The organism is Wolbachia endosymbiont of Tuta absoluta (assembly GCF_059414725.1).
Window position 1 is genome coordinate 1 of the sequence record NZ_JBNRJY010000552.1, and the last position, 26,259, is coordinate 26,259.

Here is a 26,259-nt window from a genome sequence, read left to right on the forward strand (position 1 = left end):
TTCCTGAATTGACGGAAGACCACCTATACCAGAACCAATAGCTACACCTATTCGCTCTTTATTAATATTTTTATTTTCCAAAATTAGTGAATCTTCTACTGCCTGAACAGCTGCTGCAATTCCGTAGTGAATAAAACGATCTGTTCTTTTTAGGTCTTTTTCAGAAATATAATCTGGTGGATTAAAATAATGCTCAATGTTATCGGATTGCATAGGCACCTGCCCTGCAACCTGACAAGCAAGATCAGAAGAGTCGAACCTATCTGTATTGATTGCTTTGATGCCAGATTTACCTTCTTTCAGCTTTGACCAGGTGTTATTAACATCTGCTGCTAGTGGAGTAATTAAGCCAACACCGGTAACTACTACTCTTCTGCTCATTCAACATCAATTGTTTGCTTTGTTTACTACATATTCAACTATCTGTTCCATAGTTTCCATTTTTTGCGCATCTTCATCAGGAATCTCTATACCAAATTCTTCTTCAGCTGCCATGATTATTTCAACTGCATCTAAACTATCTGTGCCATGGTCTGAAAGCTTTGAAGAACTACTAAATCCCTCTACATCCTTACTGATGTGCTCTAGTATAATCTTCTTTACTTTTTCTTCTATATCTTCCCTAGTGCTTTTTGCCAATTCGTTCATTTCTTACTAAAAAATAACCTATTCTCTGATGTTATAAGAAATTTTGATGTTTGCAATAGCTTTTATGATTATATAAACTATTAAAAACTTCCTATCTCTTAGCACTCGATAGTTAATAAATTTAAAAATGCTAGACGAAACAACAAAAAATTTGCTTGTTGTAGAAGTGAATAAGCTCTTACCTGAAAATAGCGAGAATAAACTTATATCAGCTATGCGTTATGTGCTTCTTGCTCCTGCAAAACATATACGTTCTTTTTTAGTTATAGCATCTTCGTCGATATTCAACATAAAGGTTGAAAAAGCAATAACAGCAGCAGCAGCAATTGAATTTATTCATGCTTACTCCCTAATTCACGATGATCTGCCATGTATGGATAACAGTGACACCCGCAGAGGCCAGCCAAGCTGCCACAAAAAATTTGGTGAAGCAACAGCAGTACTGGCCGGAGATGCATTACTTACCCTGGCTTTTGAGGTATTATCTTTGTTAAATTGTGAGATCATAAAAGTGCTCTCTCAAGCAATAGGAATGAAGGGAATGGTGGGAGGGCAGATTTTAGATATTAACAGTGAGCATATAGATTTTAACCCCCAACCCTATGTCATCCCAGTGCTTGACACTGGGATCCAGAAGGCTTTGCCTACAAGCATTTCGTGCAAAAAGCCATGCGACGGTGAAGCTGAACATGAAATGGATTCCAGTGTCAAGCACTGGAATGACACCCTTTCTACCTTAAAACCACAACATTCGTACGGCTGTATGTATAACGCTGGAATGACGTCGGGCCAAGCTGATAAAATAAAGGAAGTTCATTTGATGAAAACTGCAAAACTATTTGCAGCTTCATGTGAAATAGGGGCTATAATAGGAGGCGCTACAGACAAGGAGCGGGAAGCATTATATAACTATGGAATAAATCTAGGGCTTATTTTTCAAGCCAAGGATGATATCGAAGATTATGAGCAAGATAAAACAAACAATTTAATGTCCGTGCTTGGAAAAAATGAAATGGAAAACTATATAGATAGTCTCTTTAAACAGGCCTCAGATAATTTAAGTACGCTTTCAGGGAATACTAGTGACTTATATGATTTATTGAATCAAGTAAAAAAAGATGGTTAGAAAAATTATATTACAAATGTTTATCTCTGTAGTAATGATTCTCACTTTAGCTTCTGCTTTTATAATTACGATTGTTTATATAAACAAAGATAAACCAGAGAAAAGGGAAAAGCTTTACGAAATAAATGCTACACATGGTGGTTTGACACAGATGATAGCAAGTTATTTGGTCAGGCCGATACTTGAATCAGCTCTTGATCGTTATATTGAAAAGCATGGGTTAGCAGAATATTTAGAAGAAATAACACAGCAAAAAGAAGAAGAGATGATAAACTTTTATGAAATTACTGAAGGCAGTGGCAGTAAAGTTTTCTGTGGCCAAGAAGTTCTGCTACAAATGTACAAAGTCTCCAACAACCTAGCAACGCTACTTCCGACTGATGTCAATTTGAAAATAGGTCAGGATTACTTAAAAGAAGTGAGTTTAGGGGTAATAGGTATGAAAGAAGGTGGAGAGCGTGTAGTTACTATTGCCGCTGATGACAACAAAATGAGTTTTAACTCTTATTACATCAAACTGATTGAAGTAAAAGATAAATATCCTGATTCAGTAAATAACCTAATGATTTTTAATGACTTAATTAACAAAACTGGAAAACGAGTAAAATGTGGCGATGAGATATCAGTTCAATATAGCATAAAGAGACATAATGGTGAGTATATAATCAAAGATCAAATAGTGCAGTTTAAGGTTGGTGACAAAAAAATACCACTTGCTATAGAACTTGGAGTTGTGGGAATGAGAGCTGGTAATAAAAGAACAGTTCTTTCTTCACCTGATCTTTTAACTGATGTGTTAACAAAAGGCATAGATTGTGATATTGCAATAATTGATTTAAGCTTGAATTCTACTATTGGAAAATAGCTTGAAGAATTACGAAGTAAGAAAAAATAAAACCTCTTGAATGCTCTATATTACTTAAAGTAGGCTTCCTCTAAAGTATAAATTTAGATAAATCAAGCTGCTTTGAAATTGACTCTAGTTTATCTCTTACATATTTGCTATCTATAACAAATTTTTCACTATTTTTTTCAGAAGCGATAAAACTTATTTCATCCAAAAGCTTCTCCATGACAGTATGAAGTCTTCTTGCACCTATATTTTCCACTTCTCTATTAACTGTAAATGCTATTTCAGCTATAGTTTCTATACCATCATCAGTAAACTCAAGTGTTACATTTTCCGTTTTCATTAAAGCTATGTACTGTTTTAACAAACTAGATTCTGGTTCCTTTAATATTTTTATTAAATCCTCTTGAGTAAGTGCCTTAAGTTCCACTCTAATTGGCAATCTACCCTGTAATTCTGGTAAAAGATCGGATGGTTTAGACAAATGAAAAGCACCAGATGCAATAAATAATATATAGTCTGTTTTTACGGTGCCATACTTAGTTGAAACAGTTGTTCCCTCAAGTAATGGTAACAGATCGCGCTGCACTCCTTCTCTGTTGACTTCACCTTTTATTTCTGTACGTGCTGCAATTTTATCTATTTCATCTAAAAACACTATGCCTTCATTGCTAACAAGATCAATCGCTTCTTTGATTATCTTGTCTTCATCCATTAACCTTTCGCTTTCTTCATTAATCAATATTTCACGTGCTTCTTTCACTTTAACTGTAATAGTTTTTGTTTTTTTGCTCCCATTAAACATCTTGCCCACGATTTCTGTTACGTTCATCACACCAATTTGCCCACCTGGCATGCCAGGTATATCAAAAGTGGGTAACATACCCTTGCTCTCCCTGACGTTAATAGAAACTTCTCCATCTTCAAATTCCTTATTTCTCAGTCTTTCTCTGAAAACTTTTTTGCTTTCCTCGGTTGCATCTTCACCAACCATGGAGTTGACTATTATCTTTTCAGCCAAACCTAAAGCTTTTTTAGTTAAGGCTTTACGTGCTTTTTCCTTAACTAAAACTATTGCTGCGTCAACTAAATCACGTATTATCGAGTCAACATCACGTCCAACATATCCTATTTCAGTAAATTTCGTTGCTTCAACTTTTATAAAAGGTGCACCAGCAAGCTTTGCTAAACGGCGAGCTATTTCAGTTTTACCAACTCCCGTATGGCCTATCATGAGTATATTCTTAGGTATAATCTCTTCACGTAGTGGAAGTGGGACTTTATTTCGACGCCAACGATTTCTGAGTGCAATAGCAACAGCGCGCTTTGCATCATTCTGCCCGATTATAAATCTGTCTAATTCTTTAACTATCTTCTGTGGTGGTAGATCATCTAATAAAGCTTGTGAGCTTTGAATGCTGCTACTTCCTGTACCTTCATTTTCATAGAGGCTATTTTTCTCATTATAGTCATCATTATTATCAAATTGACCCACTACAGATTGACTAGAAAAATTGGCACACAAAGTTCTTGACATATTACTCCTCTATTTTTTCGATAATTAGATTATGGTTTGTATAAACACATATATCAGCAGCTATCTTCATAGCCTTTTTTGCAATCTCCTCTATTGATACTCCTTCAACGTCAATCAAAGCTTTTGCTGCAGATAAAGCAAAATTTCCTCCAGAGCCAATGGCTGCAATGCCATCTTCAGGTTCAAGAACATCACCCGTTCCTGTAATGACCAATGAAATGGACTTGTCTGCCACGATCATCATAGCTTCTAATTTTCTTAGATATTTATCCATTCTCCAGTCTTTTGCAAGTTCAACACATGCCCTCATTAACTGTCCTGGGTGCTTATCAAGTTTAGATTCTAGCCTTTCGAAGAGAGTAAATGCATCAGCTGTTGCTCCAGCAAAACCGGCAATTACGGAATCACCAGAAAGACGCCTAACTTTTTTTGCTCCAGATTTTATAACGGTATGGCCTAGCGAGACTTGCCCATCACCTATTACTACTACATTTTTGTCTCTTCTAATTGACAGTATAGTAGTACCATACATTTTACTGCTGTCATGATGAATCATTTTTTTGTTATTTTAATTCGTTATATTATATTAAGATTATAACTTATAATATAGTACTTTTCTTATAACATTTAAAGTGTAGATGCAAAACATAATTCATCCAAATCTGGAAAAAGATATAAATAATTGGTTCAAAACAAAATTTAATGGTTTTACATTACCATTTTATAGCTCCATAGATCTTAGGAATTCAGGCTACAAAATTGCTCCAGTAGACGCCAATTTATTTCCTGCAGGGTTTAATAACCTAAGTGAAGTATCAAAAGCGATAGCAGCAAAATTGATAAAAAGCTACTTCGAAACAAAACAATATAAAAAGGCCCTTATAATACCGGAGAATTACACACGAAATAAAATGTATATAGAAAATGTATTTGCTATAGAAAAGGTACTGCAACTCGCAGGTTTTGAAACTAGAATTGGCCTCTTTCATAATGAAACGTACAATTTAATAGAACAGTATGAAACTGTTGTGAAAGAAAACTCTTTGCTGAAGACAACTTCAGGATTTGTGCCTGATATTATTATACTGAACCGTGATATGACGAGCCACATTCCAGACACGCTAGAAAACGTAAAACAAGAGATAGTGCCAAGTCCATTATATGGCTGGCACAGTAGGCAGAAATTTCAATATTTTGAAATCTATCAAAAATTAGTGTCCGAATTTTGTGGCGAATTTAAAATGGACCCATGGCTTATTTCTGTGCTTACAGAAAGCTGTAATGGAGTTGACTTTAATGATGATTCATCACTAGGAGCAGTAGCGACTAAAGTTGACCAAATATTATCTCTAGTGCAAAAAAAATATGAGGAATATGAAATAAAAACACAACCTTACGTTTTTATCAAAGCAAGCAATGGCACATATGGAATGGGCATTATAACAGCAACAAGTGGAAAGGAAATATTAAATCTCAATAAAAAAAAGCGTCATAAAATGAAAAAGATAAAAGAAGGAATAGCAATCAATAGTGTTATTATACAAGAAGGTGTACCAACTATTGACATATTTAAAAGTAGTTCTGCAGAACCGCTAATATACTATATAGGAGATACTCCAACATGTTACTTATACCGATGTAATAGCAGGAAAGATGTATATTCTAGCTTGAATTCCACTGACTGTGAATTTTATGACATCAGCCAAGAAAATAAAACTTTGCCACTTTGGAATATTGTTAGCAAATTAGCAGTGCTAGCATTGGCAGTAGAAATTAAGTCTTTTCATCTCTAATAATTAATTTCTACAATGCTGCCATTATGCTGAATATGGTGAGCGTCATCAAGTCCAGTAGAAGGATCAGTACCATTATTAGGTTGATTGACAAACTTATCGATGTTTGATACTAGATATGCTATACTTAGTATCAAACTAACCGTAACAGTTAAGTTGAAATTATAGATTATGCCACCACCCAAGTCTATTGGTATGGTTGGAAGTTCCATTCTTTTTAATATGAAGCTTAACAAGCCCAATGACAAAGTGAATGTGCTAAAAATAACTTCTTTGCCATATTTAGCAGACTTTTCAGAATCCTTATTATCTAGATACTTCTTCCATGTATAATAACAGTTTATGCATTCTGAAAATAGAAATAGAACTGCTGATGTTAAGCTAATATAACTTATTACATCCTTGTTGTTTCTAGCTAAGAAATGAATGATTTTTGTCTGCATCAATATTCCTATGACACAGTTTGCCAAGAAGGCTAAGCTACCCACAACCTGTATTGGTTTTTCAGGTTCATTTCCCCCTTTACCATTCTGAAGTTTTTTAGATTTATATCCAGCTAAATTGAGACCAAAATGAAGAGCAAATATTATTGATGTTGGTAGTTTTATGAACTTAGAAATATCTAATACAGTGCAAATATTGGATCTGTTGTTATCAATAAACTCGCAACAGAATTGCAATGAAATTTTACACAATATGCCTGTTAAACCTACTGCAATACAATACATCTTTCTAATATCATGATTGTGAGCATCATGTATATTTTCTATAAATGTATTTGGCTTACCTTTTGGCATAAGTAGATAATAAAATAATAACTTTTTAATATTATACTATAAAAATCTAAAAAGAAAAGTGCTATAAATCAGTACTTTGAGAGTGATCTAAACATAAATCGGCCAAGCACTTGATAAATAAGAGATCAGTACTGAGAGTTGGTACGCGAAAGTAATATCCGTCTTTGATAATTGCTTTATACTCTATATCAAGTTCAACCAGTGTTTCAGAATGCTCAGAAACAAAAGATATAGGTGATAAAACTACAGGTATATTATCGTCTTTTGCGCGTGATAGCTCACTTTCAGTGCTAGGCTCCAACCATTTTACAGGGCCAACCTTACTCTGATAACATATTCCCCAATCAAGATCTTCAATATTCAATTTTTTTACTATTAATTTTACTGTTTTTTCTATCTGTGAAGCGTAAGGGTCGCCTTTTTTAATGATACTAAGAGGTAAGCTATGAGCCGAGAATAGGACTCTTGGCTTACCGATTTTGCTAGCTAATTTATAATATTTAGACGTCAGATTAACATGAGCTTCAATAAAGTCTTCATTGTCATAATAATGGTGAATTGTTTTTGTGTTACATTCCAGTTTGGCATTTTTTTGCCAATTCTCGATGGATGATAGAGTTGTGGTGGTTGAATATTGCGGATATAGTGGTAACAGAATGATTTCGTCAGGGTCGAATTGCTTTACGCTTTTAACAACTTCATCAGCAAATGGATGCCAATAACGCATGCAGATGAATATCTTATATACATGGTTTCCATTTTCATTTAATTTTAGTTCTAAAGCATCAGCTTGTGCTTTCGTATTCTCCAAGATTGGCGATTTACCTCCAATGTGCTCGTATATTTCTTGTGCAGTACTTTCTCGCCTTTTGGAGATAAACTTTGCTAAAAGGAAGCGAAAAGGATTTGGTAGATTTATTATTCTTTTATCGTAAAAAAGATTAAATAAGAAAGGACGGACCGCACTTAGTGAATCAGGTCCGCCTAGGTTAAATAAGATTACTGCCTTCTTCACTGACAGCACCTTTCTTCAGGTTTGCCTATAAAATCAGCTACACACTCATCAAGTTTAGTTACAGGCACTAAATTTCTCACACTAGCATACAATAGATGGCCAGATCTCTTCACGTTACTCTGTGTAGATACAAAGTTTCTATCAAAAACCACATCAACACAAAAACTTGGCACTGTTTCAAAAAGTTCAACAGCAGCCAAAGATATCATTATACAGCTTTGTAGAGCCTTCAGAAAAATCGTAAGGGGAAAAAGTAAAACCCTAACAAAGAGAGAGGGAGGACTTTTCATTAGTTGTCTTTGATTAGGAGAATTATACTCAATATGCTGTCTGTTTTTATCAAAGATAGGAAATTTTATAATGTCTTTCTTAAATTCCTGCTCTATTTGTTTCTTGGTATAATTTTCATTATTAGTCATTTTTTTCAATAACTTTTCACGCAAGTGAAAGGTTCTTACAACAAAACATGTTGCAACCATCAGTGCAGCACATATAAGTGCGCACTCGATAAGGCTTATGTTGCCTACCATAGCTGGTAATACAAAGCAAAAAAACAGCGGTATGGCAATCATTTCACCAAATGGAACAACGTTCCTTTTCATCCCAAAAGCGGCACCTTCTTTTAATTTTGTATTATTGTGTAAGCTATACTCTAAATAACTTAAAAATGCCAAATTAAAGGTTAAAAAACCTTTTGTTCCGCAGAAAATTGATGATTTAAGATTATTCACTAGTTTCTTACGACAGTAAACCATAAACTACCCCTTGATGTTTTATTCTTGACTATAAATAAAAAATCTCTTTGATGGAACAAAAATTCACAATAAAGTAAATATACGATCTTAATATAAGGGAATGATATGGCAATTGAGAGAACACTTTCGATATTAAAACCTGATGCAGTAAAAAATAATATTACAGGCAGTATAAATTCTTACATTGAAAAATCTGGACTAAAAATTATAGCACAGAGAAAGATGCTGCTGACAAAAAAACAAGCAGAGCTGTTTTATGAAATTCATAAGGATAGGCCTTTTTTTGGAGAGTTGGTGGAATTTATGACTTCTGGGTCTGTGATAGTTCAAGTTTTAATCGGTGAAAATGCAGTCAGTAAATACAGACAAATCATGGGTGCTACAGATCCAAAACAGGCAGATAAAGGTACAATTAGGGGTGATTTTGCTAATGATATTAGTGAAAATAGAGTGCATGGTTCTGATAGTCTAGAGAATGCTCATAGAGAAATAGCTTTCTTTTTTGCTGAATGTGAATTGGTGTAGTTTTACCTTTTTACATATTAAATTTCTGAATTTTATGTTGAACTGTATAATACTAGCCCAATTTTTAGTTTAAGCAATATTAAGGGAAAGCTTTTTCATGCACAGTATAGATAATATTTAAAATGGATCATGTTGTTAACGCTTATAATAGATCTGAAGCTTCTATAGTTAGAGGAGAAGGAGTATATCTCTTCGATAAGGATGGTAAAAAATATTTAGACTTTGCTGCAGGAATTTCTACAACCTCTCTAGGGCATTGTCATCCATACATTACAGATAAACTGAAGGAGCAACTGGATTCATTATGGCACTGCTCTAATATTTTTACTATTCCTCAGCAGGAAAGGCTTGCTCAGCGTTTAACAGAACTTACCTTTGCCGATAAAGTTTTTTTCTGCTCAAGTGGACTTGAAGCAACAGAAGCTGCAATTAAATTTATTCGCCGCTATTTCTACTTAAATGGACAAGAAAAGCGCAGTCACATCATTACAATTGAAGGAGGTTTTCATGGCCGCAGTATTGCTGCAATTTCAGCTGGGGGAAATGAAAAATCACGCGAAGGTTTTGCTCCACTCCTTTCTGGTTTTGATAAAGTTCCAAGAAATAACATTGAAGCATTAGAAAAGAAAATCAATAGCGAAACAGCTGCCATATTTTTAGAGCCCATACAAAGTGAAGGCGGAGTACATCCATTGGACGTAGAGTATCTTAAAAAAGTAAGAGAGATAACAAAAGCTCAAGGAATAATTTTATGCTTTGATGAAGTGCAATGCGGATATGGACGAATTGGCTCTCTATTTTACTATCAAAATATAGGAGTTGAACCTGATATGCTCACTTGTGCGAAGGCTATGGGTAATGGATTTCCTCTGGCTGCATGTTTAGTAAAAGATTATATAGCAGAAGCAATCACTCCAGGAACTCATGGGTCAACTTATGGAGGTAATCCACTTGCCATGACTGTTGGTAATGCAGTACTCGATGTAATGCTAAAGGAAGGCTTTTTTGACCATGTTAAGAAGGTCAGTAAATATCTAAAAGAAAAGTTGTTGCCTTTGACTGAAGAATTTCCGAAGATCATTTCAGAAGTTCGTGGGGAGGGTTTATTGATAGGGATAGAGCTTAGAGTACCTTTGGCTGATAAAATTGTTAAACAATCTCTTGACAAAGGCTTAATAATGACTAATATTTTAAATAATAAGGTAATAAGAATAACTCCTCCACTTGTTGTTGAGAGTATGCATGTGAATGCAGTGTGTGATATATTTCATGATTTATTTTTTTATATTAAAGATATATAGACTTGCAAATGCTTCTTACAACATATAAAATCAACTCTGTTTCTATATCGCAATAACATCATACTTTAATGGATTGGTTATTGATTTCAGTATTGTCAGCAATTTTCTTCTTGTTGATCTTATCGTTTTTGTTTTCAGGAGCAGAAATAGGGTTAACCTCAATTAGCCGCTCCCGAGTTAATAAACTAAAGCTAGATGGCAATAAAAGAGCTAAGATAATAGAACGCTTGTTGAATACAAAAGAATTAACAATAGGAACAATATTACTGTGCAATACAATTATTAACATTACTTGTTCCGCTTTATTTACAGCAATATTTATACATTTCTTTGAAAGTGAAGGCATCTTTCTTTCAACATTCATGATGACGTTTTGTATTTTGCTATTTTGTGAAGTTTTACCAAAAACTTACGCCATGCAAAATCCTGAAAAATTTACATTGCTTTCTTCTTATTTTATGCTGTTTTTTGTCAAGATTCTTTCTCCATTGACATTAGGCATTCAGTTTATTGTCAATCTCATTCTGAAGTTATGTGGGCTTCATAAGAATAGGGAGGTAATATCTGCAGCAGATGCAATGCGTAACATGATTACTCTTCATCGCAGTGAAGGAACTATGTTACAACAGGATTTAGATATGCTAAGTAGTATACTTGATTTGGCTGAGACAGAAATATCACAGATTATGACTCACAGGAGAAGCTTATTTTCTCTTGATATAGATCGAAACAAAGAGGATTTAATAAGAGAGATTTTAACCAGTAGCCATAGCAGAGTACCTTTATGGCAAAAAGAACCAGATAATATTGTTGGAGTGGTTCACGTGAAAAATCTAATAAATGCCTTGCGTGAAAAGGATAATAAAATAGAGATTGCCAAAGTTATGTCAAAGCCTTGGTTTATACCAGAAAGTACGCCACTCAGTGTACAACTTCACAACTTCCGTAAAAACAGGAAACACCTTGCATTTGTTATTGATGAGTATGGAGCACTACAGGGAATCGTAACTCTTGAGGATATACTGGAAGAAATAGTTGGAGAAATTTCAGATGAACATGATTTGATCACAGAGAATTTTATAAAAAAGATATCCGATAATATGTATCACATAGAAGGAAAATCTACTATTAGGGATATTAATAGACAGTTACATTGGGATCTTCCTGATGAAGAAGCTACAACTCTAGCAGGTATGATTGTAAACGAGATAGAGCGCATTCCTGAAGAAAATGAAGAGTTTTCCATGTACGGTTTTTACTTTAAGATTTTAAAAAAAGATAAAAATATTATTACTATGATTGAAGTACAAGTAAAAACTGATAATACTGTAGTAGCAATTAATTAGTTGGGTTCTATGGAAGATACATTAAAAATAACGGCTGAAGATTTGAAGAACTATATAGAGAGAATAGAAAAACTTGAACAAGAAAAGAGGGATGTGCAAGATCACATTCGTGATGTATATGCAAAAGCTGCAGATGAAGGTTGGGATATAAAAGTGATGAAACAGATTATTAGGCTAAGAAAGATGGATGATGATGACAGGGAGGAACAGGAAATATTACTTGATACCTACAAACGTGCATTGGGAATGAATTACGAAGGTGAATAGTAGGATTGTAATTGGAATAAGTGGAGCATCTGGTTCTATTTACGGTGTACGGATTCTAGAGGCACTAAAAAATACCAATCATGAAACTCATTTAGTGATCAGCAGTGCTGGAAAAATAACTATAGCTCATGAGATTAAAGAAAAACTTGAAGATATTATGTCGCTTGCAGATTTTTACTATTCTGAAGAAAAAATAGGAGAAAAAATAGCAAGCGGCTCATTTAAAACCTCAGGTATGGTTATTGCTCCATGTTCTATGAAAACAATGTCTGAAATAGCATCGGGGGTGACTTCCAATCTATTAACAAGGGCTGCAGATGTAACTCTAAAAGAAAGAAGAAAATTAGTTCTTATGGTGAGAGAATCTCCACTACATCTTGGACATCTCCGAAATATGTTAAAACTAACGGAGATGGGAGCAATTGTTGCTCCGCCGATGCCTGCTTTTTATATTAAACCAAAATCTTTGGATGATATTGTAAATCATGCTGTTGGTAAAGTATTGAATTTATTTGATATTGCATTACCTGACTTCAAGGAGTGGCAAGGAAATGTCAATTATTATTAACGGTAAAAAAATAGCAAATGATCTCTGTGAGGAGCTATCAAAAAAAATTGATATTTTAAAGAAAGAGTATAATGTTTTTCCTTGTCTTAAAGTAATTCTTGTGGGTAGCAATCCAGCAAGTCAGGTCTACGTTCGTAATAAACAAAGAAAAGCAGAATTAATAGGCATAAGTTCTGAAACTATTGTTTTGCCTGATAGTATCTCAGAAGACGAATTGATTGAAAAAGTTAATACATTAAATGAAGATTCATCTGTGCATGGAATTTTAGTGCAGTTACCTTTACCAAAGCACATCAGTGCAAGCAGAATAATTAATACAGTAAGTGTTGAAAAAGATGTAGATGGCTTTCATGATGAAAATGTTGGCAGGTTAGTTAAAGGTGAAAAAAATTGTCTGATACCTTGTACTCCCAAAGGTTCTTTGCATTTAATTAAGTCAGTTGAAAATAATCTGTCCGGTAAAAATGCGGTAATCATTGGCAGATCAAATATTGTGGGTAAGCCAATGTTTCACCTATTGTTGCAAGAAAATTGCACTGTTACCATCTTGCATTCACAAAGTAGGGATTTAGCTGATTATTGCTCTAAGGCGGATATAGTAGTTGCAGCAGTTGGAAAGCCAAATTTTGTTCAATCAGATTGGATAAAAAAAGGTGCAATAGTGATTGATGTTGGCATAAATAGCATTAACATAGGAAGTCAAAGTAAGCTTGTGGGTGATGTTGACTTTGAGGGAGTAAAAGAAAAAGTCAAAGCTATTACTCCAGTGCCTGGTGGAGTTGGCCCGATGACAATAGCATTTCTTATGATCAACACTTTAGTTGCTGCTTGCTTACAGAAGGGAGTTGATCCTTCTGATTTTATTGCTTAAGGTTTAGCTTAATGTTAGCATAAACAGAATACCTTTGCAAATAGCACATATATAGCACCAAGCATACAACTGTGTATAGGGATTCAAAGTGTTCATAGCTTAAAAATTATAACGTATACCTACTTCTATGATTGCATCTGGTTTTTTCATCGGTGGTTTAAAGCCACTTAATTGACCGCTTGCAGCAATAGCAACTGTGCCAATTATCTGCGGAATAATTTCACAATCAACACCTAACTTTACTTTATAGGCAATAGTACCCAGTATTTTATCTAGTGTTTCATTTTGACCTGCGGCTGCGGCTACAGTTGCAGCTGAATTTGGAGTGTTAACTGCATTTGTATCCTCACCAAGACCAAAAGATGGCAATATTCGAATATATCCACCCAGTCCTATACTAGCATATAATTTAATGGGATCAATTTCAAGATCAGGATAGTAAAGGTAATTTGCCAATAAACTAGCTCCTACTTTTCTTTTTGCTTTATCAGTTATATCACTTATGTCAGCAAGAACCTCAAGTTCAAACTTAGAATTTTGGTTATGATGATAACCAAAAACAACGCTAGGTTTCAATTGAAAGCTTTCACCCCATCGAGTTCCAAAGTTTAAACCTACATAACCTACATAGTACTGATCTTCGTACTGATCTTCATATCGATCTTCGTATTGATCTTCACAATGATCTTTGTGTTGATCTTCATACTGATCTTTGTACTGGTCTTCATACCGATCTTTGTACTGATCTTCTAACTCACTTGTACCATTACTAGCTGTACTTGCTAAAGCAATCAACACAGCGAACACTTTCATCGTTCTCATATAATTCATACACATTACTTCCTTAAAACAGACTGGAATAAGTGTTCAAACATGCTAGCAGCAAGTTTTGAGCATTGCTTATGGTTACACCTAAACATGTACACAATGCCATCCAGCATTAAAAACTATAACGTACTCCTACTTCCAGCATAATATCCGGTACTGTCATTGCTTTTAAACCACTCAGTTGCCCGCCTACGGTTAAAGCAGCTGTACCAACTATCTGTGGAGCAACTTCATAATCAACACCAACCTTCAGTTTGTACGAAATAGCACCCAGTATTTTATCTAGTGTTTCACTTTGAGTATCAGCTGAACTTATAACTTCAGTTTTAGGGTTAGATTCTGCACTTTCAGGTTTAGGTGGTTTATTTTCAGCTGTACCAGAGCCAAAAGGTATTACTTGGAGATATCCACCTAAACCTCCACTGACATATAGTTTCACAGGATCAATGTCAACGTCAGGATAATAACGGTAATTAGCTAATAAACTAGCTCCCATTTTCTTATCTTCTGCACCAAACATATCACTTACGTCAGTGAGAATCTCAAGTTCAAACTTAGAGCTTTTATCATAATTATAACCAAAAACTAAGCCAGGTTTTATTTTTAAGCCAGCACCCCATCCACCACCAAAGTTTAAACCTGCGTAGTACTGCTCTTTTGCACTATTACTAGCTGCTTTATTACTAGCTGCACCTGCTAGAGATGAAGTGAGCAACACAGCTAAAACACACAATCCTTTTATTTTCATATAACTACCCATACAAAAAAATATATAATGCACAAGTATATATCCTTTATATTAAAAAAGATATAACCTCATATCAAAAAAAGTATACCTACGAAATTAGCGACATGCTACTCAAAATTTTTATATAACTATGTTTACTATCTTATTTGGTACAGCATATATAGTGCGAATTTTGCTTTGATCGATTTTGTTAGATACAGAATCTGTTGCTATTTTCTTCAATTTTTCTTGAGGTAAATCAGTTGCCACTTCAATGGTCGCACGTAACTTTCCATTGATCTGCACTGCTACAGTCACCATATTATCAATTAGTAGTGATTCATCAGCTTGTGGCCAAGGCTTTAGATATAGCATGCCTTCGCCTCCTATTTTTTGCCATAAATTTTCAGCCAGGTATGGCATGAATGGCTCAATTACTCTGATTAGTATGCATATACCTTCATCAATAAGAGATTTTCCAGTTTTTACGTCTATTTCAGCTATTAAATTTGTCATTTCACGAAACTTTGCTACCACACAGTTTAATCTGCAGTTTTTCAAGTCATCTGTAAGCCCTTGCAATAGTTTATGGATTTTTTTTCTGTACTCTAGGAGTTTACCTACAATGTTTTCATTATCATAGTGTATGTTTACGGGCCTAAGTTGCACTACCATACGCCACAATTTATTTATGTAGCGAAAACAACCTTCCACGCCATCATCAGACCATTCCATATCTTTTTCTGGGGGGGTATCGGATAATACAAACAAACGAGCAGTATCAGCACCGTATTTTTCTATGATAAAGTTTGGGTCAACTGTATTCTTCTTTGACTTACTCATCTTTTCGACTTTTCCAACTTGGATCTTAGCACCCTTCGCAATCAACTCTTTTGCTTCTTCGGGAAAGAGCCATTTGCCATTCTCATCTTTATAAGTTATATGGCAGACCATTCCTTGAGTGATTAAAGTAGAGAAAGGCTCTTTAACGTCAAAATAGCCACATTTAGTTAAAGCACGGCAGAAAAACCTTGAGTAAAGCAAATGTAAAATTGCATGTTCTATTCCACCTATGTAATAATCAACAGGCATAAAACGATTACAAGTATCTTTATTAATCGATTTATTTTCACTGCAAAATGCAGCAAAATACCAAGAAGATTCAAAAAAAGTGTCAAATGTATCAGTTTCACGTTCTGCTTGCTTTCCGCACTTTGGACAATCAACAAATTTCCAGGTTGGGTGCTTATACAGGGGATTACCACCACTTGTAAATTCTACATCCGTTGGTAGAACAACAGGGAGGTCTTTTTCTGGAACTGGAACAATTCCACAATCTTTACAATGTATAATAGGTATAGGACATCCCCAATAACGTTGCCTTGAAATTCCCCAATCATGCAAACGGTAGTTTACTGTTTTTTTGCTTATTCCTTTTTCTTCAAGTTTTTTTATGATTACTTTTTTTGCCTCATTAATCATTAGTCCGTTTAAGAATTCAGAATTGAACATCACTCCATCACCGAAGTACGGTTCTTTTAAGATCTCTGTGCTCTCTGTGCTCTCTTCACAAACTACAGGAATAATCGGTAAACCATACTTCTGTGCAAATTCAAAATCACGCTGATCATGTGCAGGGCAACCAAAAATCGCACCTTCTCCATACTCCATCAACACAAAATTCGCTATATAAATTGGTAATTCCTTGTCGAGAAATGGGTGCCTGACGTTCAGTCCAGTGTAAATTCCAATTTTTTCATCATTCTCCCCCTTTGCCTTCATATTACCAAAAAAGTCTCTTATTTCTTTGTCCTTAAGGTCTTGTACAATAGGGTGCTCTGCTCCTACTGCAAGAAAAGAAGCTCCAAATAAAGTATGAGGAGAAGTTGTAAAAATCTTTAACTTCTTATTCAAGCCAACTATTTCAAAATCTATAGTTACACCTTCAGATTTTCCTATCCATCGTTCTTGCATAGTTTTGACTTTTTCTGGCCAATTTTTTAAACTTTGCAGACAATGAAGCAAATCTTCAGCAAAATCAGTAATCTTTAAAAACCATTGGAATAACTTACGTTTTTCAATAACTGTACCTGATCGCCATCCTTTTCCATCAACCACTTGCTCATTTGCAAGCACTGTTTGGTCCACTGGATCCCAATTAACCCACGACTCTTTTCGATAGGCAAGACCATGCTTTAAAAAATCCAGAAAAAATTTCTGTTCGTGTTTGTAATAATCAGGCTCACATGTGGAGAGCTCACGATCCCAATTGTATGAAAGACCTATAGATTTTAGCTGCGTGCGCATATTATCTATATTATCTTGTGTCCATGCTGCAGGGTTAATGTTATTGTCCCTTGCTGCATTTTCAGCTGGTAATCCAAACGCATCCCAGCCAATTGGGTGCAAAACCTCAAATCCACGAGCTCTCTTGTAACGTGCTATAACATCTCCTATTGCATAGTTACGCAGGTGCCCCATATGAATCTTACCAGATGGATATGGAAACATTTCCAACACGTAACATTTCTTCTTTTTACTATCTTTGCTTACAGAAAAATCCCACTTATTTTGGTAGAATTTTTCAACGTTTTTAAAATCATATTTCATAAATTCAATCACAGTTTATATGTACTAAAGGATCGACTGCTTGACCATTATGTCTTATTGTGAAACACATCTGCGGATCTTTATCTTGTGTGCTTGATTTACCTGCAGATCCAATTACTTGACCTTGTTTTACTTTATCACCAATTTCAACTTGTATGTTTTTTAAATAGGAGTACATAGTCATGTAATTATCTTTATGTTCCACTATAATTAAATTTCCGTACCACCTCAGGCCTTTGCCTACGTATATTACTTTGCCAGGTGCAGAAGCAATAACCTTTGTTCCACTTTGAGCAGTAATTTTTATGCCATCTTGACATATTTTATCAGAAGAGGTAACTGCACCTTTAACCGGTATTACAAATTTACACATGCTTTGTGCATTATTGTTATATACCTTATCTACAAAGGCTTTTCTACTTTCTTTTCGCAGCGAAGAATCAACATTTTCTTTAATCAAATTATACTCCCTTGTGTACTCTAGGTCTCTTTTCCCATAAAATTCTTCGCCTTTAAGTAGTACAGGTGCAGGTTTTTGCAGGCCACAGCTTATCAGTATTGCTGATAATATAAAGAACAAGGCTATACGACACATACACTTATCTCTAGATATATCAACTTTCACAAAACTTTATAGTGTTTTTCGTCTATTTATTACTTTCTTCATTTATTTTATCAGTCAAATAGTCTCTTAAATCGGTAAGTTCTTTCAACAAATTTCTTGAATAATGATCAATTCTTACATCGTTACCAAATTCCTTTTGTACTCCTTTTATTGTATATCCTTTGTCATATAGCATATATTTTATTTTCTTTATTGCCTCTATACACTTATGATCATATAGTCTTCTTCCCTTCCGTTTTATGGGTTTAATTTGATGGAATTGACTTTCCCAGAATCTTAAAACATGCTGCTCCAAATGTAGTTCTTCAGCTACTTCTCCAATTGTGTAAAATAATTTTTCCTTATTCATCGGTTGTTTATTAATTTCTTCATCATTTTTGAAGGTCTAAAAGAAATTGATTTTCTCGCTTTAATTACTACCCTTTCCGATGTCTTTGGTATATTTCCTGGTCTTTCTTTCTTGTTTTTAACCAAAAATGTTCCAAATGAAGATATTTTTACTATTCCATCCTTTGCTAAGCTCGTTTTTATCTCATCCAATATGTCATCTATTATTGCAATAGAGTCTTCTTTCGATAATCCAATTTCCTGGTTTATACATTCAGCTATTGTTGCCTTAGTTACTGTTGTGTCTTTTGTTGTCATAATTTATTACAGTATGTTAATATAATATAACAATCGACTCAAGATTCAGCTACTTTATTTTTATAGTATGTTTCTTTTGTAGCATAATTAAAAATACTAGCAAATGTTAACATTGCAAATATTGTGAAAAGCGCCATTTGATGATCTGAAAAAAGTGCTAAAATTGACACTAAAATTCCACTCATAACAAACATAAATCCATTGATAATGGATGATGATGTGCTAATATACTTCTGCTCAACAATCTCACTACCAACAGTAAAATTAAGCATATGTCCTCCTGCAAAAAAACCAAACATTAACATACAAAAGTATATAATATGAACTGTTAAATTACCGCATAGTAAAATAATAGCTGAAATACTTTGCAATGTGGCAAAAGCAGAGATTACGTGCCTTCTATTTTTAAATAGATTTGAGATTAGATCTGCAATTGGAGCACCAACTGCAAGACCAAGCCACAATATTGCAGTTGCCACACCTAACTCCATTGTATTGAGTTCTAAGTTGCTTAGTAACCTTGGTGCCCACAGCATATTAAGCGCTAAAAATGTTCCAAAAGTAATAGCACCCACTATTGAGGTTATCCAGATATCTCTTAATTTTAGCACTGTTAGTACAGAACATATTACTGTTTTTATAGAGCTCTTTATTGTGTATTCCCCCAAATTTTTTTTTGAAAGTCCTTTCGGATAAAAAAACATAAGTACGAATATTGATACGCCAAATAATATTACGCATACAATAAGATTTTTCCAATCTGCACCTTCGGCAAGCAAGCTAGAGAAGCACATTTGAATCATCAAAGCAGAAAGACTTGAAATTGTCTGCACTAGTGAGAACATCAGTCCAAATTGAGTAAGGGGAAAATATGTGCTACTTACATGAGCAGCGCCAACAAAACCAAACGATGCTCCAATTGCGATCAAAAATTGAGATAAAATTAAATGGGCAAAATTGTCACTCTTGATAAGGACAAAAAAACCAAAGAGCATGATTGACAACGAGAAAAAATAAATTTTTTTGCTGGAAAAAACATTAAACATTGCCCCACTAAAAAATTGTGAGATAGCAAAAGTCCAAGTATATGCTGAATTAGCTAGTGCAACTTGCGCAATCGTGAGCCCAAGTTCTTTTTCAAGATTCACACTTATAAAGGTGTAGATTATCTGCATATTGCTGAATATAACAATTAAGTTGCTGATCAGCCAAATGAACCAAGCTCTACTTTCCATAAGATTTTATAAGTAATCCATTAATAACAAGCCTCTTTTAGTCTCTGATTAATGTTAAAACAGTTGCAATTATAGATTATATAAAAGCTATGAAACAACAAATTTGTTGTGAGATTTTAATTGTTAGAATCTGTATATGATCTCAAAAAAAGAATAGATTTTTGCTTTTTATCCCCTGTTATAAAGGAGTATACAGCGTAGGGTGAAAGGCCTGGGTAAAGATGATATAATTCCAACAAGAGAGATACCCTTCAGATCATCTTCCATTGAATGTAATGGTTGATGTCACAGTTGAACAGCACAAGCAAAGACAATTAGAGTTATAAAATCTTGTTTAATACACATTAAAGTGGACCTATGTTTTGCCACTCAGAACCTGTCTTGAAAGGGAAAAAAGAAAAGAATAAGATGCAAAAAATAGGAAGGTGAGTTGTATCTAAGTGATATAAGTGACAAGGCCAAATGTTGCACAAGGGGCGATAACAATTATTAATGCAATAAAATATATAATGAGGGAGTTTAATATAGTTATGCAAGAGGCCTAATTTAAAATATTAACGTAAAAAATTGCTTCCATATATTTTAAATCTGATTATAATCACAGTTAGAGATATTTTAAGAGCTCAAAATCTATCTTTGTCTGCAGACTTTTCTATTAAATAATCAAACTAAGTAAAAAATGTAGCGTATCTTCTTCAGCGCATACACATATGCTTAATCTCTGTCGTATGTGCGCTGCACTTTTTTCTAATCTTTTTTACACAGGGGGATTTTATGTCCAGAATTCCAGATACTTGACCTTTACTTTAGCTAAAAAACAATAGGCGCCTATGGCTAATTAAAATAAAAATTTTTCTAATATATAGAAGAATTACAAAATCACTGTTTACTGAAACCGGGCCAAGGAAGCTGCTAATGTCACAGAATTTTAGGTAAACGTTGTTTGCTTGACGTATGAGTGTGCTCTCCTTACTTCAAGAACTCTTTAATATTTAACCACTTAAGTCCTTTCAAGATATGTTCTTAGATAATAGTTTTTCAAATCCTTGGTAAATCAAAGTCAGCTTAACTATTAATTATTTATCTTTTTTTCTAGTTATGTAACGGGTCTGTTATTAAATTTTTCAATAATACCTTTTATTTTCGCCGCCTCTTCAAACTCTAAATTTTCAGCATGCTTCAACATTTGCTTTTTCAAACTATTTAGATCATCCTTGCTAAAATTCTCAACTACCACTTTTTCCTGTAAAGTATTTGATATAGGCTTTATTATAGTTTTTGGTACAATATTATGCAGTGTATTATGCTCTGTCTGTTTCTTTCTTCTCCTTTCAGTTTCTTTCAGTGCACGATCCATAGAATTAGTAATTTTGTCTGCATATAAAATTACTCTGCCTTCAACATTTCGTGCAGCACGACCTATCGTTTGAATGAGCGAAGTCTCTGATCGTAAAAACCCTTCTTTGTCAGCATCTAAAATTGCAACCAATCCACACTCGGGAATATCAAGACCTTCCCGCAACAAGTTAACGCCAACAAGAACATCTATTTCTTTAGATCTTAATTTGCATATAATTTCAATTCTTTCCAGTGCACCAATATCTGAATGTAGGTAAGTTACTTTCATACTGAGCTCACTCATATGCTCAGCTAGCTTTTCAGCCATTTTTTTTGTCAATGTGGTAATTAGAATACAAAATCCTTTTTTTATTGTTACTTGCGCCTCGTGAATCACATCATCAACCTGACTCTCTGTTGGTTTTATGGTGCAGATGGGATCTGTCAGTCCTGTTGGGCGGATAACTTGCTCTATAAATGCGTGATTAGTCTTTTCTAATTCATATTTTCCTGGAGTAGCCGAAACGTAAATAGTCTGTGGCCGTATTGCCTCCCACTCTTCCAATTTTAATGGACGGTTATCAAAAGCAGAAGGTAGCCTAAAACCATAATCTATCAATTTCTTTTTACGTGCTTCATTACCGCTATACATTGCACCTATCTGGGGAACGGTTACATGGCTTTCATCAACAAATAAAATTACATCTTTAGGTAAATACTCAAACAATGTAGGCGGTGGATCTCCGGCTTTCATTCCGTAAAGATAACGCGAATAATTTTCAATACCTTTACACACTCCCGTTGCCATCATCATTTCAATATCAAAATTAGTACGCTGCTCAAGGCGTTTTGCTTCAACAATTTTGTTCTGTGAATAGTAATAATCCAGGCGTTCATGTAGTTCTTTTTTAATCAATTGAACTGCTTGCAAAAGAGTCTCACGTGATGTAGTGTAATAGCTATTTGGAAAAATGGTGACTGTATCTATGCGTCTGATAATATTGCCGTTCATGGCATCAATCTCAGAAATTTCCTCTATTTCATCACCAAACAATGATAAACGCCAAGCTTTATTTTCATAATAGGCAGGAAATATATCAATAATATCGCCGCGCACTCTGAAATATCCTCGCTCAAATCTGACATCAGAACGTTTATATTGGAGATTAACTAAATTATTCAGAAAGTCATTAACATGAATCTTATCTCCAGCACTTAAAGTCAAGGTCATGCTGAGATAGCTCTCAGGCGAACCAAGACCATATATACAAGAAACACTCGCAACTACAATCGTGTCCCTACGCTCCAAAAGAGAGCATATAGCAGAATAGCGTAGCATATCAATTCTTTCATTTATTAAAGAGTCTTTTTCAATATAAGTGTCTGTTTGTGGTGAATAAGCCTCAGGCTGATAATAATCATAATAAGAAATGAAGTATCCAACAGCATTGTGAGGAAAAAATCCTCTCATCTCCTCGTAAAGCTGCGCCGCTAAAGTTTTATTATGTGCCATAATTAACGCAGGCCTGTTTGTTCTTGCAATAACATTTGCCATAGTAAAAGTTTTTCCAGAGCCAGTTACTCCAAGTAAAACCTGATCTCTTTTATTACTATTTAACCCTGCAACTAAGTTGTCTATTGCCTGTGGTTGATCTCCAGCTGGCTGAAAATGTGTAACTATTTGAAATTCCATACCTTTATATTTTCATAATGTATTTATTACTATACAATACATTTGCTAGTGTAAATAAGGTATGAAAGAATGAACATAAAAAACTCTATTTTTTCTTTTTATAGAGCCTGCTCCAAATCCTGTTGTTGGTTAATACAAAAAACACCGTCAAAATTATAAAATATGTCACTATTTTTAGCCCAAGTTTATGTCGGCGCTCCAGTTCTGGCTCTGCTGCCCATTGTAAGAAATTTACCACATCATATGCCATATTTTCAACTGTGGCTTGCCTTGTACCATCATATTCTACCATTCCTTCAGAGAGTGGTGGTGCCATAGCTAACCTGCCTGTTGAAAAATATGGATTAAAATATAAACCGTTCTCATCATGTTCACCGTTTTGATAACCAATTAGTAGTGAATAGACATAATTTGCACCATCATGTCTTGCTTTGACAATTAATGATAAGTCCGGTGGAATTGCTCCATTGTTGCTTGCTGCAGCTGCTTCTTTTGTATCAAAAGGTGCAATAAAATAATCCGAAGACACTCCCGGCCTATCAAACATTTCACCCAAATCATTCGGACCATCTTTAACTTGGTAAGAGGCTGCAATTTGTTTTACATCCTCTTCAGAAAAACCAACATCTTGCAAATTACGAAACGCTATTCTATTCATTGAATGGCAAGCAGCACAGACTTCCTTGTATACTTTATAGCCACGCTGAATTGACTCTCTATCGAAAGATCCAGTAATTCCATCAAAACTCCAGTCGATTTTCTTATTTGGTAAAGGTTTAAACTCCTCTGCAGACAAAGAATTAGCGAAAAATAATACACAAAACACAGCAACTTTAACCAATAGCATCACTTCATCTCCGGCACGGAATCGCTTATTGTTTTTGGTAATTTTTTTGGTTTCTCATACTTACTAAGTAAAGGTAAAATTATCACAAAATATGAAAAATAATAAAGAGTTGAGAGCCTACTTAAAGTAATGTAAGGCTCCTTAATTTCTTGTCCCCCAAGCCAGGCAAGAAATGCAAAATTTATTGCAAAAACCCAAAAAAATTTCTTAAATAATGGGCGATAAGCACCACTTTTAACCTTTGATTTATCAAGCCAAGGCAAAAGAAACCACACTAAAATAGATCCAAACATGGTAAGTACACCAATAAGTTTATTTGGAATTGAACGCAGCATCGCATAAAAAGGTAAGAAATACCACTCTGGCACTATATGTACTGGAGTTACCATAGGATCAGCCTCTATATAATTATCAGGATGCCCAAGATAATTAGGGGCATAAAAAACAAATGCAAATAAAATTATAAAAAATAAACCAAAAGTTATGCAGTCCTTTGCTATATAGTAAGGGTAAAAAGGAATGGTATCCTTATCTGACCTGACTTCTATTCCACTTGGATTATTAGAGCCAAACCTATGCAGAGCAACAACATGCAACATAGCTAAAGCGATAATAATGAAAGGCATAAGATAATGCAGCGCAAAAAAACGATTGAGCGTTGGATTATCAACAGAGAAACTTCCCCATAGCCATATAACTATTTTATCACCAATTAAAGGTATAGCCGAGAATAAAGTAGTTATAACTGTTGCACCCCAAAAACTCATTTGTCCCCATGGAAGAACATATCCCATAAAGGCAGTTGCCATCATTGCAAAAAATATAAATATGCCAATAAACCATACCATTTCTCGCGGTCTCTTATAAGATCCGTAATATAATCCACGCATGATATGAACATAGACCACCATAAAGAAGAGTGACGCCCCAACAGCATGAGTATAGCGTATTAACCATCCGTAACTTACGTCACGCATTATACGCTCCACGCTATTAAACGCGTAATCAACATGCGGAGTATAGTGCATAGCAAGAAATATACCTGTTATTATTTGTAAAATCAGCGCTATACCAGCCAAAGAACCAAAATTCCAAGCATAATTTAAATTTTTTGGTACTTGATAAGAAGCAATATGTTTTAGAAAAGAAAATATAGGCAGTCTATATTCTATCCAACCTAATATACCTTTTTCTTCTATTATTTCTTTTTTGCTATCATCTTCCATAACTTAAAGCTTTGTCATCTTAACTCATTGTATTGTAACAATTTAACGCTAATAAACAATAAAAAGTTTAAGTTTAAAGAGTAGATTTCACAAAAACAAGCACTCAAATTTGAGTGCTTGTTTTAAAGGGACTTTTGATGATATACACCTTTAGATATTGTTGAATTGCTTAATGAACTTCGAGGACATTGATAAAGTTTTTCACAATTACTAAGTGCCATCTTGACATTTCTTTCTATAGCACTAACCTTTCTTTCTTTAATTTGCTCCAATGTCAAAAGCGAATTATCCAGTGGCATTGAATATCTTTCCCCTGTGAATTTACTGATTGCTATAGCAGTTAGCAGAATTGCTCCATTACAATCAACTTGTGAAGAACCAATTGAGCTTCCAGTTGAATGTGCAATAGATTGCTGTGCAGGAGGTAAAGCAGGGGCACTCTGAAATAAGCTACTGAGTGCAGCAGTTGTTGAAGTTCCCATCCAACTAAATACACTATTAATAAAAGAAGAAGGTCTTACTGCACTACTTGGTGCAAGAGTAGTATCACCTGGGTTTACATTGGCACTCTCTGCTTCTGCAACAATCTCTTTTATCGTTTTACCGGGATAAAATAACTTAACATAATCTGATGGTGTCTCGTTCCTTATATCCTTAACATTATCAATATCAGCACCACTATCGTATAACAGCTTCATTATTTTTGGACGTTTTAAACTAATAGCCAAATATATAGGTGTTTGTCCCTGTTCGTTTTGAACATTGACATCAGCACGATATTCAATAAGAAGCTCAACTATTCTTGAGTAGTTTTTTTCAATAGCAGCATGTAGGCATGAATTTTGTGAATAAGCAAGAAGATCAAATTTGCCGTTTGGGCTAGCACCATGTTTAAGTAAGACCTCCACTTTTTCCGGACTATTCTTGTCTATAGCCCAACCTACAAGAGTGCGTTTTTTATCAGCATATGAAAAATAACCACTAATGCTTGCTCCTTTATCGATTAGAAGCTCTATCATTTCTGTGGTGCCCTTCGTAACAGCATAGTATATAGGAGGCACATGAAAATAATCCTCAATATTAACA

General features: G+C 34.5%; 27 protein-coding genes. 9 read left to right on the forward strand and 18 right to left on the reverse strand.

Annotation, left to right across the window (positions count from 1 at the left end; genetic code table 11):
* Together ACJ5GX_RS06125 and acpP are read right to left on the reverse strand one after the other, a co-directional pair.
* Positions 1–381 (reverse strand): beta-ketoacyl synthase N-terminal-like domain-containing protein (locus tag ACJ5GX_RS06125; RefSeq protein ID WP_495292814.1); only part of this gene is annotated, 381 nt, incomplete at its 3' end.
* 6 nt (positions 382–387) lie between these two features.
* Entirely contained in the window at positions 388–648 is a 261-nt protein-coding gene (gene acpP / locus ACJ5GX_RS06130; protein WP_007302173.1) for an acyl carrier protein, read from the reverse strand.
* Positions 649–775: 127 nt separating this feature from the next.
* Between acpP and ACJ5GX_RS06135 the strand changes: the two genes are divergently transcribed.
* Both ACJ5GX_RS06135 and ACJ5GX_RS06140 read left to right on the forward strand, forming a co-directional pair.
* Positions 776–1,774 (forward strand): polyprenyl synthetase family protein, encoded by a 999-nt coding sequence (locus tag ACJ5GX_RS06135; protein WP_052264718.1) that lies wholly within the window; start codon positions 776–778, stop codon positions 1,772–1,774.
* Positions 1,767–2,639 (forward strand): FKBP-type peptidyl-prolyl cis-trans isomerase, encoded by an 873-nt coding sequence (locus ACJ5GX_RS06140; protein WP_052264717.1) that lies wholly within the window; start codon positions 1,767–1,769, stop codon positions 2,637–2,639. The genes ACJ5GX_RS06135 and ACJ5GX_RS06140 overlap by 8 nt, the downstream gene beginning before the upstream one ends.
* Before the next feature lie 70 nt (positions 2,640–2,709).
* Here the strand turns inward: ACJ5GX_RS06140 and hslU are convergent, their stop codons facing one another.
* Both hslU and hslV read right to left on the reverse strand, forming a co-directional pair.
* Positions 2,710–4,161, reverse strand: coding sequence for an ATP-dependent protease ATPase subunit HslU (gene hslU, locus ACJ5GX_RS06145; RefSeq protein ID WP_052264716.1), 1,452 nt, complete (start codon positions 4,159–4,161; stop codon positions 2,710–2,712).
* A gap of 1 nt (position 4,162) precedes the next feature.
* On the reverse strand, positions 4,163–4,717 hold the full coding sequence (gene hslV / locus ACJ5GX_RS06150) for an ATP-dependent protease subunit HslV (RefSeq protein ID WP_052264715.1): 555 nt from the start codon (positions 4,715–4,717) through the stop codon (positions 4,163–4,165).
* 82 nt (positions 4,718–4,799) lie between these two features.
* On the opposite strand from hslV, the gene gshA reads away from it, so the two are divergent.
* Positions 4,800–5,954 (forward strand): glutamate--cysteine ligase, encoded by a 1,155-nt coding sequence (gene gshA / locus ACJ5GX_RS06155; RefSeq protein ID WP_010406439.1) that lies wholly within the window; start codon positions 4,800–4,802, stop codon positions 5,952–5,954.
* Here the strand turns inward: gshA and ACJ5GX_RS06160 are convergent.
* The 3 genes from ACJ5GX_RS06160 to ACJ5GX_RS06170 all read right to left on the reverse strand — a co-directional run bounded on the left by ACJ5GX_RS06160 (position 5,951) and on the right by ACJ5GX_RS06170 (position 8,521).
* On the reverse strand, positions 5,951–6,751 hold the full coding sequence (locus tag ACJ5GX_RS06160; RefSeq protein WP_019236750.1) for a hypothetical protein: 801 nt from the start codon (positions 6,749–6,751) through the stop codon (positions 5,951–5,953). The two genes, gshA and ACJ5GX_RS06160, sit on opposite strands and share 4 nt — an antisense overlap.
* A gap of 61 nt (positions 6,752–6,812) precedes the next feature.
* On the reverse strand, positions 6,813–7,766 hold the full coding sequence (gene hemH, locus ACJ5GX_RS06165; RefSeq protein ID WP_007302167.1) for a ferrochelatase: 954 nt from the start codon (positions 7,764–7,766) through the stop codon (positions 6,813–6,815).
* Positions 7,763–8,521: a hypothetical protein gene (locus ACJ5GX_RS06170; protein WP_052264714.1), complete on the reverse strand. Its 759-nt coding sequence runs from the start codon at positions 8,519–8,521 to the stop codon at positions 7,763–7,765. The genes hemH and ACJ5GX_RS06170 overlap by 4 nt, the downstream gene beginning before the upstream one ends.
* Positions 8,522–8,626: 105 nt before the next feature.
* On the opposite strand from ACJ5GX_RS06170, the gene ndk reads away from it, so the two are divergent.
* The 6 genes from ndk to folD all read left to right on the forward strand — a co-directional run bounded on the left by ndk (position 8,627) and on the right by folD (position 13,399).
* Complete coding sequence (ndk, locus tag ACJ5GX_RS06175; protein WP_007302165.1) at positions 8,627–9,046, forward strand: nucleoside-diphosphate kinase; 420 nt, start codon at positions 8,627–8,629, stop codon at positions 9,044–9,046.
* Positions 9,047–9,168: 122 nt separating this feature from the next.
* A complete protein-coding gene (locus ACJ5GX_RS06180; protein WP_007302164.1) occupies positions 9,169–10,347 on the forward strand; it encodes an aspartate aminotransferase family protein in 1,179 nt (392 codons plus the stop codon).
* Between the two features lie 68 nt (positions 10,348–10,415).
* Positions 10,416–11,693, forward strand: coding sequence for an HlyC/CorC family transporter (locus tag ACJ5GX_RS06185; RefSeq protein ID WP_007302163.1), 1,278 nt, complete (start codon positions 10,416–10,418; stop codon positions 11,691–11,693).
* A gap of 9 nt (positions 11,694–11,702) precedes the next feature.
* Positions 11,703–11,960, forward strand: coding sequence for a DUF2312 domain-containing protein (locus ACJ5GX_RS06190; RefSeq protein ID WP_007302162.1), 258 nt, complete (start codon positions 11,703–11,705; stop codon positions 11,958–11,960).
* Positions 11,953–12,528 (forward strand): UbiX family flavin prenyltransferase, encoded by a 576-nt coding sequence (locus tag ACJ5GX_RS06195; protein ID WP_052264713.1) that lies wholly within the window; start codon positions 11,953–11,955, stop codon positions 12,526–12,528. Before ACJ5GX_RS06190 ends, ACJ5GX_RS06195 begins: the two co-directional genes overlap by 8 nt.
* Positions 12,512–13,399, forward strand: a complete 888-nt coding sequence (gene folD, locus ACJ5GX_RS06200) for a bifunctional methylenetetrahydrofolate dehydrogenase/methenyltetrahydrofolate cyclohydrolase FolD (protein WP_052264712.1) — start codon at positions 12,512–12,514, stop codon at positions 13,397–13,399. The genes ACJ5GX_RS06195 and folD overlap by 17 nt, the downstream gene beginning before the upstream one ends.
* A gap of 99 nt (positions 13,400–13,498) precedes the next feature.
* Here the strand turns inward: folD and ACJ5GX_RS06205 are convergent, their stop codons facing one another.
* The 11 genes from ACJ5GX_RS06205 to ACJ5GX_RS06255 form a co-directional block, all read right to left on the reverse strand.
* The gene (locus ACJ5GX_RS06205; protein ID WP_052264711.1) at positions 13,499–14,236 is read right to left on the reverse strand and encodes a hypothetical protein; all 738 of its coding nucleotides are present in this window, start codon (positions 14,234–14,236) and stop codon (positions 13,499–13,501) included.
* A gap of 103 nt (positions 14,237–14,339) precedes the next feature.
* Entirely contained in the window at positions 14,340–14,975 is a 636-nt protein-coding gene (locus tag ACJ5GX_RS06210; RefSeq protein ID WP_052264729.1) for a hypothetical protein, read from the reverse strand.
* A gap of 120 nt (positions 14,976–15,095) precedes the next feature.
* Positions 15,096–17,564, reverse strand: a complete 2,469-nt coding sequence (leuS, locus tag ACJ5GX_RS06215) for a leucine--tRNA ligase (RefSeq protein ID WP_052264728.1) — start codon at positions 17,562–17,564, stop codon at positions 15,096–15,098.
* A gap of 4 nt (positions 17,565–17,568) precedes the next feature.
* Positions 17,569–18,159 carry a murein hydrolase activator EnvC family protein gene (locus tag ACJ5GX_RS06220; protein ID WP_026097241.1) on the reverse strand — a complete coding sequence of 197 codons (591 nt, stop codon included), beginning with the start codon at positions 18,157–18,159 and terminating at the stop codon, positions 17,569–17,571.
* A gap of 52 nt (positions 18,160–18,211) precedes the next feature.
* On the reverse strand, positions 18,212–18,538 hold the full coding sequence (locus tag ACJ5GX_RS06225) for a MerR family transcriptional regulator (protein ID WP_012481900.1): 327 nt from the start codon (positions 18,536–18,538) through the stop codon (positions 18,212–18,214).
* The gene (locus ACJ5GX_RS06230; RefSeq protein ID WP_007302154.1) at positions 18,535–18,834 is read right to left on the reverse strand and encodes an integration host factor subunit alpha; all 300 of its coding nucleotides are present in this window, start codon (positions 18,832–18,834) and stop codon (positions 18,535–18,537) included. The genes ACJ5GX_RS06225 and ACJ5GX_RS06230 overlap by 4 nt, the downstream gene beginning before the upstream one ends.
* 38 nt (positions 18,835–18,872) lie before the next feature.
* Complete coding sequence (locus tag ACJ5GX_RS06235; RefSeq protein ID WP_052264710.1) at positions 18,873–20,069, reverse strand: MFS transporter; 1,197 nt, start codon at positions 20,067–20,069, stop codon at positions 18,873–18,875.
* Positions 20,070–21,165: 1,096 nt separating this feature from the next.
* Positions 21,166–23,100, reverse strand: a complete 1,935-nt coding sequence (gene uvrB, locus ACJ5GX_RS06240; RefSeq protein ID WP_052264709.1) for an excinuclease ABC subunit UvrB — start codon at positions 23,098–23,100, stop codon at positions 21,166–21,168.
* An 85-nt stretch (positions 23,101–23,185) separates the two neighbouring features.
* A complete protein-coding gene (locus ACJ5GX_RS06245; protein ID WP_052264708.1) occupies positions 23,186–23,947 on the reverse strand; it encodes a cytochrome c1 in 762 nt (253 codons plus the stop codon).
* A complete protein-coding gene (locus ACJ5GX_RS06250) occupies positions 23,947–25,173 on the reverse strand; it encodes a cytochrome b (RefSeq protein WP_052264707.1) in 1,227 nt (408 codons plus the stop codon). The genes ACJ5GX_RS06245 and ACJ5GX_RS06250 overlap by 1 nt, the downstream gene beginning before the upstream one ends.
* A gap of 122 nt (positions 25,174–25,295) precedes the next feature.
* A partial coding sequence (locus ACJ5GX_RS06255) for an ankyrin repeat domain-containing protein (protein ID WP_495292815.1) occupies positions 25,296–26,259 on the reverse strand: 964 nt, incomplete at its 5' end.

Excerpts from the sequence above, each read along its gene's own strand:
- ACJ5GX_RS06250 (WP_052264707.1), bottom strand. The coding sequence starts at position 25,173 with ATGGAAGATGATAGCAAAAAAGAAATAATAGAAGAAAAAGGTATATTA.
- ACJ5GX_RS06210 (WP_052264729.1), bottom strand. The coding sequence starts at position 14,975 with ATGAAAATAAAAGGATTGTGTGTTTTAGCTGTGTTGCTCACTTCATCT.
- ACJ5GX_RS06205 (WP_052264711.1), bottom strand. The coding sequence starts at position 14,236 with ATGTGTATGAATTATATGAGAACGATGAAAGTGTTCGCTGTGTTGATT.
- gshA (WP_010406439.1), top strand. The coding sequence starts at position 4,800 with ATGCAAAACATAATTCATCCAAATCTGGAAAAAGATATAAATAATTGG.
- ndk (WP_007302165.1), top strand. The coding sequence starts at position 8,627 with ATGGCAATTGAGAGAACACTTTCGATATTAAAACCTGATGCAGTAAAA.
- ACJ5GX_RS06170 (WP_052264714.1), bottom strand. The coding sequence starts at position 8,521 with ATGGTTTACTGTCGTAAGAAACTAGTGAATAATCTTAAATCATCAATT.
- ACJ5GX_RS06245 (WP_052264708.1), bottom strand. The coding sequence starts at position 23,947 with ATGCTATTGGTTAAAGTTGCTGTGTTTTGTGTATTATTTTTCGCTAAT.
- ACJ5GX_RS06225 (WP_012481900.1), bottom strand. The coding sequence starts at position 18,538 with ATGAATAAGGAAAAATTATTTTACACAATTGGAGAAGTAGCTGAAGAA.
- ACJ5GX_RS06220 (WP_026097241.1), bottom strand. The coding sequence starts at position 18,159 with ATGTGTCGTATAGCCTTGTTCTTTATATTATCAGCAATACTGATAAGC.
- ACJ5GX_RS06140 (WP_052264717.1), top strand. The coding sequence starts at position 1,767 with ATGGTTAGAAAAATTATATTACAAATGTTTATCTCTGTAGTAATGATT.
- ACJ5GX_RS06180 (WP_007302164.1), top strand. The coding sequence starts at position 9,169 with ATGGATCATGTTGTTAACGCTTATAATAGATCTGAAGCTTCTATAGTT.
- acpP (WP_007302173.1), bottom strand. The coding sequence starts at position 648 with ATGAACGAATTGGCAAAAAGCACTAGGGAAGATATAGAAGAAAAAGTA.
- folD (WP_052264712.1), top strand. The coding sequence starts at position 12,512 with ATGTCAATTATTATTAACGGTAAAAAAATAGCAAATGATCTCTGTGAG.
- ACJ5GX_RS06160 (WP_019236750.1), bottom strand. The coding sequence starts at position 6,751 with ATGCCAAAAGGTAAGCCAAATACATTTATAGAAAATATACATGATGCT.
- ACJ5GX_RS06190 (WP_007302162.1), top strand. The coding sequence starts at position 11,703 with ATGGAAGATACATTAAAAATAACGGCTGAAGATTTGAAGAACTATATA.
- ACJ5GX_RS06185 (WP_007302163.1), top strand. The coding sequence starts at position 10,416 with ATGGATTGGTTATTGATTTCAGTATTGTCAGCAATTTTCTTCTTGTTG.
- hslV (WP_052264715.1), bottom strand. The coding sequence starts at position 4,717 with ATGATTCATCATGACAGCAGTAAAATGTATGGTACTACTATACTGTCA.
- uvrB (WP_052264709.1), bottom strand. The coding sequence starts at position 23,100 with ATGGAATTTCAAATAGTTACACATTTTCAGCCAGCTGGAGATCAACCA.
- hslU (WP_052264716.1), bottom strand. The coding sequence starts at position 4,161 with ATGTCAAGAACTTTGTGTGCCAATTTTTCTAGTCAATCTGTAGTGGGT.
- ACJ5GX_RS06135 (WP_052264718.1), top strand. The coding sequence starts at position 776 with ATGCTAGACGAAACAACAAAAAATTTGCTTGTTGTAGAAGTGAATAAG.
- leuS (WP_052264728.1), bottom strand. The coding sequence starts at position 17,564 with ATGAAATATGATTTTAAAAACGTTGAAAAATTCTACCAAAATAAGTGG.
- ACJ5GX_RS06230 (WP_007302154.1), bottom strand. The coding sequence starts at position 18,834 with ATGACAACAAAAGACACAACAGTAACTAAGGCAACAATAGCTGAATGT.
- ACJ5GX_RS06235 (WP_052264710.1), bottom strand. The coding sequence starts at position 20,069 with ATGGAAAGTAGAGCTTGGTTCATTTGGCTGATCAGCAACTTAATTGTT.